At 65.1% G+C, this 10,277-nt stretch carries 13 protein-coding genes and 1 other RNA gene; 2 read left to right on the top strand and 12 right to left on the bottom strand.

Translation table 11 applies throughout. The features are described from left to right. The 11 genes from AC1DSN_RS04160 to AC1DSN_RS04110 form a co-directional block, all read right to left on the bottom strand. The coding region (locus AC1DSN_RS04160) for an ATP-binding protein (RefSeq protein WP_477329681.1) at nucleotides 1–204 on the bottom strand (204 nt) is incomplete at its 3' end. After that, nucleotides 197–910 carry a hypothetical protein gene (locus tag AC1DSN_RS04155; RefSeq protein WP_477293411.1) on the bottom strand — a complete coding sequence of 238 codons (714 nt, stop codon included), beginning with the start codon at nucleotides 908–910 and terminating at the stop codon, nucleotides 197–199. The genes AC1DSN_RS04155 and AC1DSN_RS04160, both read right to left, overlap by 8 nt. Then, the gene (locus AC1DSN_RS04150) at nucleotides 903–2,213 is read right to left on the bottom strand and encodes a hypothetical protein (protein WP_477293413.1); all 1,311 of its coding nucleotides are present in this window, start codon (nucleotides 2,211–2,213) and stop codon (nucleotides 903–905) included. The genes AC1DSN_RS04155 and AC1DSN_RS04150 overlap by 8 nt, the downstream gene beginning before the upstream one ends. A 2-nt stretch (nucleotides 2,214–2,215) precedes the next feature. Continuing rightward, nucleotides 2,216–2,812 carry a GTP cyclohydrolase I FolE gene (folE, locus tag AC1DSN_RS04145; protein WP_063572933.1) on the bottom strand — a complete coding sequence of 199 codons (597 nt, stop codon included), beginning with the start codon at nucleotides 2,810–2,812 and terminating at the stop codon, nucleotides 2,216–2,218. An 80-nt stretch (nucleotides 2,813–2,892) separates the two neighbouring features. Continuing rightward, nucleotides 2,893–4,350, bottom strand: coding sequence for a DNA recombination protein RmuC (locus AC1DSN_RS04140; protein WP_477329679.1), 1,458 nt, complete (start codon nucleotides 4,348–4,350; stop codon nucleotides 2,893–2,895). A gap of 165 nt (nucleotides 4,351–4,515) precedes the next feature. Beyond that, nucleotides 4,516–5,172 carry a ribose-5-phosphate isomerase RpiA gene (gene rpiA / locus AC1DSN_RS04135; protein WP_213949355.1) on the bottom strand — a complete coding sequence of 219 codons (657 nt, stop codon included), beginning with the start codon at nucleotides 5,170–5,172 and terminating at the stop codon, nucleotides 4,516–4,518. Beyond that, nucleotides 5,169–5,627: an EVE domain-containing protein gene (locus AC1DSN_RS04130; RefSeq protein WP_213949356.1), complete on the bottom strand. Its 459-nt coding sequence runs from the start codon at nucleotides 5,625–5,627 to the stop codon at nucleotides 5,169–5,171. Before AC1DSN_RS04130 ends, rpiA begins: the two co-directional genes overlap by 4 nt. Continuing rightward, nucleotides 5,624–6,235 (bottom strand): 5-formyltetrahydrofolate cyclo-ligase, encoded by a 612-nt coding sequence (locus AC1DSN_RS04125; RefSeq protein ID WP_477293418.1) that lies wholly within the window; start codon nucleotides 6,233–6,235, stop codon nucleotides 5,624–5,626. Before AC1DSN_RS04125 ends, AC1DSN_RS04130 begins: the two co-directional genes overlap by 4 nt. A gap of 109 nt (nucleotides 6,236–6,344) precedes the next feature. After that, nucleotides 6,345–6,528, bottom strand: a non-coding RNA gene (ssrS, locus tag AC1DSN_RS04120) — 6S RNA. Between the two features lie 7 nt (nucleotides 6,529–6,535). Continuing rightward, complete coding sequence (locus AC1DSN_RS04115) at nucleotides 6,536–6,844, bottom strand: cell division protein ZapA (protein ID WP_046967972.1); 309 nt, start codon at nucleotides 6,842–6,844, stop codon at nucleotides 6,536–6,538. Between the two features lie 8 nt (nucleotides 6,845–6,852). Further along, nucleotides 6,853–7,077, bottom strand: a complete 225-nt coding sequence (locus tag AC1DSN_RS04110) for a TIGR02449 family protein (protein WP_063574137.1) — start codon at nucleotides 7,075–7,077, stop codon at nucleotides 6,853–6,855. Between the two features lie 91 nt (nucleotides 7,078–7,168). Between AC1DSN_RS04110 and AC1DSN_RS04105 the strand changes: the two genes are divergently transcribed. Both AC1DSN_RS04105 and AC1DSN_RS04100 read left to right on the top strand, forming a co-directional pair. Then, nucleotides 7,169–7,735 carry a UPF0149 family protein gene (locus AC1DSN_RS04105; RefSeq protein WP_063574088.1) on the top strand — a complete coding sequence of 189 codons (567 nt, stop codon included), beginning with the start codon at nucleotides 7,169–7,171 and terminating at the stop codon, nucleotides 7,733–7,735. Beyond that, nucleotides 7,732–9,024, top strand: a complete 1,293-nt coding sequence (locus tag AC1DSN_RS04100; RefSeq protein WP_477293421.1) for an aminopeptidase P N-terminal domain-containing protein — start codon at nucleotides 7,732–7,734, stop codon at nucleotides 9,022–9,024. The genes AC1DSN_RS04105 and AC1DSN_RS04100 overlap by 4 nt, the downstream gene beginning before the upstream one ends. Before the next feature lie 87 nt (nucleotides 9,025–9,111). Here the strand turns inward: AC1DSN_RS04100 and AC1DSN_RS04095 are convergent, their stop codons facing one another. Further along, entirely contained in the window at nucleotides 9,112–10,185 is a 1,074-nt protein-coding gene (locus AC1DSN_RS04095) for an acyltransferase family protein (protein WP_477329677.1), read from the bottom strand. Nucleotides 10,186–10,277 lie beyond the last annotated feature (92 nt).

The raw sequence follows: 10,277 nt of genomic DNA, 5'->3' as shown, positions 1-10,277 counted from the left end.
GGGCTTGCCGTTGTGGCGCAGATAGCTCTTGTAGTCGCGATTGCCCGCGCAGTCGATGGTGAGCAGGGTGCGCAACGCATCGAGCAGGGTCGTCTTGCCGGAGCCATTCGGCCCGACGACGGTGACGATGTTCGTGTCCAGCGGGAGGACAAAGCGCTGCCAGTAATCCCAGTGGACGACCTCGAGGCTGCGGAAATCAAACATCGGCGTTTTCCTCGATTTCGTCCATGGGCTCTTCGTCGTCGTCCAGGTCGTGCACCGGAGCGGACGGCGGGCGCGATGCGGCTTCCGCCAGCAGGTCGCCGAGAGCGCCATCGAGGATCCGCCGTGCGGTGCGCTCGTAATCGAAGGCGAGGTCGAGAAGCGGACCTTCGGCGACCTCACCCTTGCGGCGGATGATGAAGCCGAGTCGATTGAGCGTACCCAGGTTGAAACCGACGCGTGTCTTGCCGCCGAGCTTCTCGCCGAAGTCGGCGAGCAGGGTGCGCTCGGCGATCACCGGCGACACCGTAGGGTCTCGCGGAATAGGCTTCTGCTCGGCGAACATCTGGCTCTGCGATGCGGCGGCTTCGACATCCTGGCGCTCGACCTGGCGCTGCCGCTTCGGCAACACGATCAACGCCCAGATGACGACGAGCAGCGCGACACCGTCGCGGTCCAGCTGCAAGGTGTTGGATATCCAGCTGTCGCTGCCACCGAAGACGGCGCGCTCGCTCTTCCTTGTCACGGCAAGGCCGATGTAGGCGGCATAGGGATGTTCGCGGAGTTCGAGCCCGACCGACTCAAGCCGGCGGTCGAGTTCCTCGCGAAAGGCTTCGTCAAGCAGGGCTTTGCGAGCCTGCACGTCGTCGCGCGGTAACCAGCGCTGGGCGAGCAGCCGGGTAACCAGGGTGGCGGTTTCATCATGCATCGGTGGTGTCCTTCGCGACGGTTCGCGGACGCAGGCGTCCTGCGCTCACCAGCGCGATCTGTGGCAGGTCGGTTTCGATCAGGATCGGTTCGATCTCGAGCGCGAGGGGCAGGCGCGCAAGATCGGCCGTGCCGCCTTCGAGTGCCGCCGATTCGGGGTCGCCGAGCAGGCCGAGCAAGGAAAGGCGATACGCGGACAAGGCATAGTCGTCGCCGATCAGCGTATCGGCGAGTTCGCGCGGGCTCACGATGGCAGCGAGCTCGGCATGCCAGTCTTCGAGGAAACGCAGGTCTTCCTCGTCCATCGGCAGATCGGCGGTGTCCGGTGGTTGTTCGGCGCCAGGGAGTGCCGTGCTTTCGGCGGCGAGGCGTTCGCGCTCGAGCAGTTCGAATTCCGCCACGTCCAGGGCGATCTGGTCGTGGATGAAGGACGCCGGCAAGGGCATCAGCAGCTGACCGTCCTCGAAGGCGGCGAGTGCGTCGACATCCAGTGCGCGCAGCCAGCCGACGAGGTCGGACGAGGACAGGCCCGTACGTCCGAGGTGCACGCGGTGCTGGTCGATCTTGTTGAGTTCGCGCTGGAAGATACCGGCCTGGCGCAGCAGGGCACTCTGCGCTCGACCGACGGCCTGGGCGAGCCGATGCGCCGCCGGTTCCAGCTCTTCCTTCTCGGTGATGCCGGCAACGACTTCGGTGCCTTTCTCGACCCACGTCCAGACTGAATCCAGGCGTTCGGCGGCGCGGCGGATCCGGTGTTCGGAACCCGAGAGGACGGCGCGATCGAAGTCCTCCTTCAGTTCGCTCAGGCGCGACAACAGGTGACCGAGCTCGTCCACCGACACACGGCCGATGGCCTGACCCGCGGCGAGCTGCGCCGTGAGGTAACCGAGGCCGTCGTCATCGTCGTTCTCGAACTCCAGCATGACGGCGAGCGCCGCCAGTGCCTTGCGACCGAGGGGGCCGACGCGATAGCGCTGTGTTTCACCGTCATAGACGAGAAGCTCGTGATCCTTCAGTCGCTGGACCACCGTTTCCAGTTTCACCGCGTCGACAAAGGCGAGATGGTCGCGAATCTCCTGCGGCGTCCACTCCGAGGCATGCGAGCGTGCGCCGAGTGTGCGCAACACCAGCAGGCGCAGCAGCACCTGGGCCTCGCTGCCGTGGAACAGGGCGGAAAACGCACGCAGCAGGCCTCGCCCGCGCAACAGCGGGAAGACGGCAGGAAGGTCCTCGGCGACGAAGCCGTCGCGGAAGAGATCCTGCAGGCGTTCGTCGTGGAGGGTGGTGTCGGTCGGTCCGCTCAACGTCAGCGACGGTCGACGCCGACGAAGCGAAGAAACTCGCCTCGTGTGCGGGGATCTTCGCGGAAGCTGCCAAGCATCTGGCTGGTCACCATGGAGACGCCACGCTTGTGCACGCCACGGGTGGTCATGCACTCATGGCTGGCATCGATGACCACACCGACGCCGCGGGGGCGCAGGGTGTCTTCGATGCAGTGGGCGATCTGCGCGGTGAGCTTTTCCTGCACCTGGAAGCGGCGGGCGAAGCCGTCGACGACGCGGGCGAGCTTGCTGATGCCGACGACGCGGTCGGTCGGCACGTAGCCGACGTGGGCGCGACCGATGATCGGGGCCATGTGGTGTTCGCAGTGGCTTTCGAACTCGATATCGCGAAGGACGATCATCTCGTCGTAGCCTTCGACTTCCTTGAAGGTGCGGCGCAGGTATTCGGCGGGGTCTTCGTCGTAACCCTTGAACCAGTCCGAGTAGGCCTTGACCACGCGCTTGGGCGTATCCAGCAGGCCCTCGCGCTTGGGATCCTCACCCGCCCAGATCAGGAGCGTGCGTACCGCTTCTTCGGCCTGTTCACGGGTGACCGGACGGGACTTGGCGTCGTCGCTCATCGGGAGGGATTCCTTGGGCTGCAAACGCTCATTATAAGGAATGTAGGAGCCGATTCATCGGCGATGGGTGCTCGCGGCCATCAGTCCTCGGACTGATCGGGCGTGGCGTCGGCCTCGGTGTCGTCGAGATCGGCCGGCAGCTCCAGTAAGGCTTGTGACTGGTCGCCGGTCAGCGACTCGACGCCGCGAAGCTTGCGCTCGATGGCGCGTGTCCGGGTGCCGGCGCTGTCGATGCTGTTGCGCACCGTATCCAGCTGCTTGCGGGTCTTTTCCAGCACCGTGCCGAACTTGCTGAACTCGTTCTTGACCGCGCCCAGCACCTGCCACACCTCGGACGACCGCTTTTCGATCGCCAGGGTACGAAAGCCCATTTGCAGGCTGTTGAGCAGGGCGGTGAGCGTGGTGGGACCGGCGATGGTGACCCGGTAGTCGCGCTGTAACTGATCGGACAGCCCTGGTCGACGGATTACCTCGGCATAGAGGCCTTCCGTGGGCAGGAACAGGATGGCGAAGTCGGTGGTGTGCGGCGGAGCCACGTATTTGGTGTGGATCCGTTTGGCCTCTTCACGCACACGCAGTTCGAGCGCTTTGCCGGCGACGAGAACCCCTTCGGCATCCGCGGCGTCCTGGAAGTCGAGCAGGCGCTGGTAGTCCTCGATCGGGTACTTGGCGTCGATGGGCAGCCAGACCGGCGTGCCGTCTTCGGTGCCGGGCAGGCGGATCGCATATTCCACGCGGTCGGCGGAGCCGGGAACAGTGGCGACGTTGGCGGCGTACTGCTCCGCCACCAGGATCTGTTCGAGCAGGGCGCCGAGCTGGACTTCGCCGAAGGTGCCGCGGGTCTTCACGTTCGTCAGCACGCGCTTCAGGTCGCCGACGCCCGCGGCCAGGGCCTGCATCTCGCCGAGGCCACGCTGGACGGCTTCAAGGCGCTCGGAAACGAGCTGGAAGGACTGCCCCAGGCGGGTTTCCAGGGTGGACTGCAGCTTCTCGTCCACGGTGGCGCGCATCTGTTCGAGCTTGGCCGCGTTGTCCTGCTGGATGGCCGCCAGGCGGGCCTCCAGGGTGGCGCGGATCTCGCCGAGACGTTTCTCGTTGTCGGTGGTCAGGGCGGTGAAAMGCTGGTCGAGCAGTTCGCCGAAGTGCTTGAGCGTGAGCGCGGATTCTTCGCGGGTCTTGCGTGAGTCATCGGCCAGGCCCTGGCGCAGCGACTGCAGGCCGGTATCGGTGCGCTCGGTCAGCTGGTCGAGGCGGCGTCCGAAGCCTTCGATGCGCTCGTGCTGCCGCTCGGCGGCCAGCTGCATCTGCTCCTGAACGTGCGCGCGGAACTGGTTGAAGCTCTCGCCGAGCTCGCCACGGCCGGCACGCTGTTCGTCGCGCAGCACGCCTTCGAGCCGGCGGGTGTCTTCGCGCAGGGCGTCGAGGCGGCCGGCGTTGCCGTCGTCGTGTTTTCCGCGGGAAAGCACGACGAGAAGAAGGGCGATGCAGGCAATGGCCAGCACCAGGAGGACAATGAGGAGGATGCTTTCGAGCGTCATGGGGCGAGAGGGTACACCGGCTTGTGTGGGAGCCGGCTATGCCGGCGATGGGCGCTGCGGCTAAACCGCTCCGTTGGCTTTTCGCCGCTGAAGCGGCTCCCACATGGCTGCGATCGCCGATGAATCGGCCCTACAGAGGGTAGGGCAGTCTCGCGCCGGAGCGTCTCAGAGTTCGCGATTGCCCACGATGACGACATCCGCCGGGCGCTTCGCGAACAGGCCCACGGCGACGACGCCGACGATCTGGTTCAGCGTGGCCTCGAGTTCCACGGGCTGGGTGATGTGCCAGTTGTGCACATCGAGGATCCAGTTGCCGTTATCGGTGACGACGCCATCGCGCCACACCGGCTGGCCGCCGAGGGCGACGATCTCGCGGGCCACCAGGCTGCGCGCCATCGGAATCACCTCGACCGGCAGGGGAAACTTGCCGAGGACGTCCACCTGTTTGGTGGAGTCGATGATGCAGACGAACTTGTCGGACGCGGCAGCCACGATCTTCTCGCGAGTGAGTGCCGCACCACCGCCCTTGATCAGACGCCTCTGCGGATCACACTCGTCGGCCCCGTCGACATAGAGGTCGAGGCGGCCAGCGGCATTGAGATCGAGGACATCGAAGCCAAGTTTGCGCAGGCGATCGCTGGAGGCTTCCGAGCTGGATACTGCGGCCTTGATCTTGTCGCGGAAGGGCGCGAGCGCATCGATGAAGAAGTTCACCGTGGAGCCGGTGCCTACGCCGATGATGCCGCCCTTGAACGTGCCGTTCTCGACATAACGATGCACGGCGGTCTCGGCGGCAAGGCGCTTCTCGTTGTCCTGGCTCATGGCTTTTCCAGCGTAAGGATGAAATCCCAGTCGCTCTTGGCGACCGGCATGACCGACAGCCGGTTGCCTTTGCGCACCAGCGGCATGTCGGCGAGTTCGTCGCGGTTCTTCAGTTCTTCGAGCGAAATCGTGCGTGCGAGCTTGCGCTCGAACTTCACGTCGATAAGCATCCACCGCGGTTCCTCGCGTGTGGCTTTCTCGTCGTAATATTTCGATTTCTTGTTGAACTGGCTCTCGTCCGGATAGGCCGGTGAAGCGACCGATGCTATGCCGACGATGCCGGGGACATCCGTGTTCGAGTGGTAGAAGAAAATTTTGTCGCCGACCTTCATGCCGTCGCGCATGAAGTTGCGCGCCTGATAGTTGCGAACGCCATCCCAGGGTTCGCTGCCTTTACGCTTCAGGTCGTCGATGGAAAAAGCATCCGGCTCGGATTTCATGAGCCAGTAATTCATAGGGCGTTGCCCGTGCAGTCGATCAGCTCTTTGTCGGTCGCGATGTAGTCGAGCGAGATATCCCACTCGGCGGTCGTGATCGCATCCAGTTCCTGGAAGTGGTAGCCGACGCCGACAAGCAGGGGCTGCGCCGGGCGTTGCTGGCCGTGCAGGAACTCGAAGCTGCGGTCGTAGTAGCCGCCACCGAAGCCGAGGCGATTGCCCTTGCGATCGAAACCCAGCAGGGGTACCAGCACGAGGTCCAGCTTGTTCGCCTCGACGATGCGCTCGGAGGCCTTCGGCTCGGGAATGCCCATGTCGTTGGATTCGACAATCTCACCCGTGGTCCACGGGGCGAAGGTCAGGCGGCGTTTGCCACCCGATTTGGTCACGATCGGCAGGTAAAAGGTCTGGCCGCGCTCGGCGAGCGGCGCAATGGCCATGTTGAGCGGGAGCTCGCCACCGGTCGCCCAGTAGCCCGCAACGTGTTTGTCGGTGAGGAATTCGGGCAGCTGCTCCAGCGAGTGGCGCAGGCCCTGGGCCGCCGCAACGCGCTCGGCCGGCTTCAGCTGGCGTCGGCGCTGGACGAGGTCGGCTCGAAGTTCGCGTCTCTCGGGAAGCTTTGACATGGGGGACTCAGCTGAACGGCACGGTCGAAGGTTGCCGTCGAGCCGCCCCAGCCGGTGCCGCGACGGGGGCGCTGACCGGCCCTGCGGCCGATCGGCTGATTAAGGAGAGGCGTTCTCCGCGATGCCGCTGCGCACCAAACGACCTTGATCCAAAGGATCAGGTGGGAGAGCCACGCAGCATTTAGGCTTTCCGCACGAAGGCGGACATGCACAACAGCCACGAATAGCCGACCCGGGGTCGTATGTAGGAACAAGGCAAATGTAAAGTGCGCTGGCGAACACCGCAGGGAACGCCTGCCGCTATTTTACCGGTGCGTCGAGCAGACCATCAAGCTTCTTGCGAAGGGAAGCCAATCCGTCGGTCAGCACCTGTTCCTGCGACTCGTGCTCCTTTCTGAGCGAAAGCAGCTCGTGGGCGATGCTGACGGCCGTCAGGACGGCGATCCGGTCGAAACCGGGGGCCTTGGCATTGGCTTTGAGCTCGCGCATCTTGCCGTCGAGAAACTGGGCGGCGGCGATCAAACCGGCCCGTTCCTCCGGCGCGCACGCGATATGGAACTCGCGGTCGAGGAGGCGGAGGGATACCGGTTCGCTGGCGGTGGCATTCATGTGACAGATCAGCCCGTGTTCTCGAGCGCCTTGAGGCGCTGGATCATCGCTTCGACGCGGCCGCGCGCCTGTTCGTTGCGCGCCATGAGTCCCGCCCGTTCGTTGGCCAGCTGTTCCTGGCTATGCCGCAGGCTGCGGTTTTCCTCGTTAAGGCGGCGAACGGTATCGACGAGCCGGTCGAGCGTCGCGCTCAGGGCTTCCACTTCGGTCTTGAAGGCGTCCGGGTTCGTCATGCGCGGACTATAACAGGACGTTCGCGCTTGTCGGCAGGGGGTGATGGCACCTGTATTAGACTGCGTAGCAAAGTTATCGAGGAGTACCCCCATGTCCGCCAATCAGACCGTCGATCCCGAAGAGATCGCCGAACTCATCGGGCGCTGCAAGCTGGCCATGTCGGTGAGCGAATTCCATGGCGCCCTGGTGGGTTACATCAGCGCCGGTGGCCGTTTCCCTCACGGGTCGGTGCTGGCGGCGCTCGAACTCGAGCCCGACCAGGCACCTACGGCGGAAGAGCAGGCCATGCTCACCCGGCTCCGTCACCAGACCGAAGAATGGCTTGCCGACCTCGACCTGACCTTTTCGCCCTGGTTACCCGACGACGACGCGCCGATCCACGAGCGTGCGGAGGGTCTGAGCGAGTGGGCCGAGGGCTTCCTCGGCGGTTTCGGCCTGGGCGGTTCGCCCGAAACCAACAAGAGCATGAGCGAAGAAGCGCGTGAAGTGCTTACCGACATGGCGGGTATCGCCACGACGGAGTTCGAGTTCGACAAGGACGATGACGTCAACGACGAAAACCTGACCGAAATCGAAGAGTACGTCCGCACCGGTGCCCTGCTGTTGCACGCCGAATTCAGTCGCGTATCACGACCGGCCAGCGACACCCTGCATTGATCGCGCCCGCGGAGTACGCCCGGCGCCGCCGGGAGCTGATGCGCATGGCGGGCGAAGATTCGGTACTGATCCTCGCCGCCGCCCCCGAGCGCATGCGCAACGCCGATGCCCCGTGGCCGTATCGGCAGGACTCCGATTTTCACTACCTCACCGGCTTCGGCGAACCCGAAGCCGTGCTTGCCCTGTTGCCGGGCCGGGCCCATGGCGAAACCGTGCTGTTCTGCCGGGAACGCGACGCCGAGCGCGAGCGCTGGGACGGCGAGCGCATGGGCACGGATCGTGCCGCACGCGAACTTCGCCTCGATGACGCCTTTCCCATCGACGACATCGACGACATCCTGCCCGGGATGATCGAGGGCAGGGCGCGGGTGTACTGCCACTTCGGCCAGGAGCCGGATTTCGACGCCCGCCTGCTTGGGTGGATCCGCCGGCTGCGTACCGCGCGTGGCGGCGGCGTCGTGCCGAAAGATCTGGTCGCGCTGGGGCATTTGCTGCACGACCTGCGCCTGTTCAAGTCGCGCGACGAACTCGCCCTGATGCGACGCGCTGGCGAAGTCGCCGGCGCGGCCCACATCGCCGCCATGGCGTTGGCACGCCCCGGGGCAGCCGAATATGAAATCGAAGGCGAGATCCTTCGCAGCATCCGCAGCCAGGGCGCGGTGCCGGCGTTCCCGCCGACCGTCGCCGGTGGCGCCAACGCCTGCATCATGCATTACCAGGCGAATCGGGCCACGCTCAAGGATGGCGAGCTGCTCCTGATCGATGCCGGCGCCGAGGTGGACTGCTATGCCTCGGACATCACGCGTACGTTCCCGGTCGGTGGGCGTTTCACCCCGGCCCAGCGCGCGCTCTACGACATCGTCCACGAGGCGCAGCTCGCCGCGATCGACGCGGTGCGCCCGGGGCTCTCGTTCGGCGCGGCACACGACGCCGCTGTCCGCGTTATCGCCGAAGGTCTCTGCGCCGTCGGCATCCTCAAGGGCGGCGCCGACCGGGCCATCGCCGAGGGAAGCTACAAAACCTACTTTCCCAGCAAGACCGGCCACTGGCTCGGTCTCGACGTACACGACGTGGGTGATTACCGCATTGACGGCGAACCGCGCGTGCTCGAGGAAGGCATGGTCGTCACCGTCGAACCCGGCATCTATGTCCCGCCGAACGACAAGGCCGTCGACGAGCGCTGGCGTGGCATCGGCATTCGCATCGAGGATGACGTGGCCGTGACCAAGGGTGCACCGGACGTGCTGACCGCGATGGTCCCCAAATCCCCCGACGCCCTGGAACGCTAGACGACGGCGCCTGTGGCATGGGCACTGCGCGTTGTGGGAGCCGATTCATCGGCGATCCCGCGGCAGCGGGCCAAGGATGCCGTTCCCTCACACCTTGAGGTAAATGCCTCGCTTGTCCATCCAGCGGACGACCAGCCACCAGATGGCGACGAAGACCACGCCCCAGGCGGCCGAAGGCGCATAGGGGCCGAAGAGTGGCGTCATCCAGGAAGCGAAGGCCCACTGGTACAGGGGCACGGTGACCCCGAGCGCGATCAACRGGTAGACCATCAGCCCGGAACCCGCATAAGCGGCGATCGCATTGACACCGAAAGCGCGTCCTGGAAGTTTCCAGCCGCGCAGGTCGACCAGTACGTGAAAAAGGGCCAGCAACGCGAAGGACCACCCGCCTGTCCACAGCACGTAGCTCGGCGTCCACAGGTTCTTGTTGAACGGCCACAGCGGCTGCAGCAACCAGCCCGTCACGGCGCAGATGACGGCGGCGATAATCAGCCGACGCGTATCGCCTGCGCGAAGCCACGCCCCTGCACGCATGCCGAGCAGCGTGGTCGCCAGCGCGGGTAGCGTAGCCAACAGGCCTTCGGGATCGTGGCCGCGCCCCGTGGCGGGGTCGGTGATGTAGACGAAGTGTCCGAACACGGTCGTATCGACGCGGCTCACGACGTTGATCCAGGGCTCGAGCGAGCCCCCGGCCAACAGCAACACCCCGTACCCCACCAGGAGCGCGACGCCGATGGCGTCCCGCGTGCGCGGCCGCGTATGCACGGCGAGCAACGCCGCCGCGGCGAAACAGATGCCGATCCGTTGGAGCACGCCTGGAATCCGCAGATGCGCCTCCGGGATCGCAGCCCACGCCATGAGGTTCAACACCAGGCCCAATCCGACGATGCGCGCAGCGCGGCGCAACGCCGCATGCCGAATCGGTGCACGTTCCGCACCGGCCTCGATGCGTGGCACGATGGCCAACGAGACCGACACACCCACGATGAAGAGAAAAAGGGGAAAAACGAGGTCGGTCGGCGTGCAGCCGTTCCACTCGGCGTGCTCCAGAGGCCACCACACATGGCCCCAATCGCCCGGATCGTTGACCAGAAGCATCGCCGCAACCGTCATTCCACGTATGACATCGACTGAGGCATAGCGCACTTTATTCAAGGACATCCCGGGGATAGGCTTAGGCTGGAAGAGGAAACCGAAGGATACGCGGTCAGCCGGTTGCGACAATCGGCCATGGATCGCGCTCGTCGTCCCGG

This window comes from Luteibacter sp. P4_D7_3, from assembly GCF_056401735.1.
This window is presented reverse-complemented; position numbering and strand designations above follow the sequence as displayed.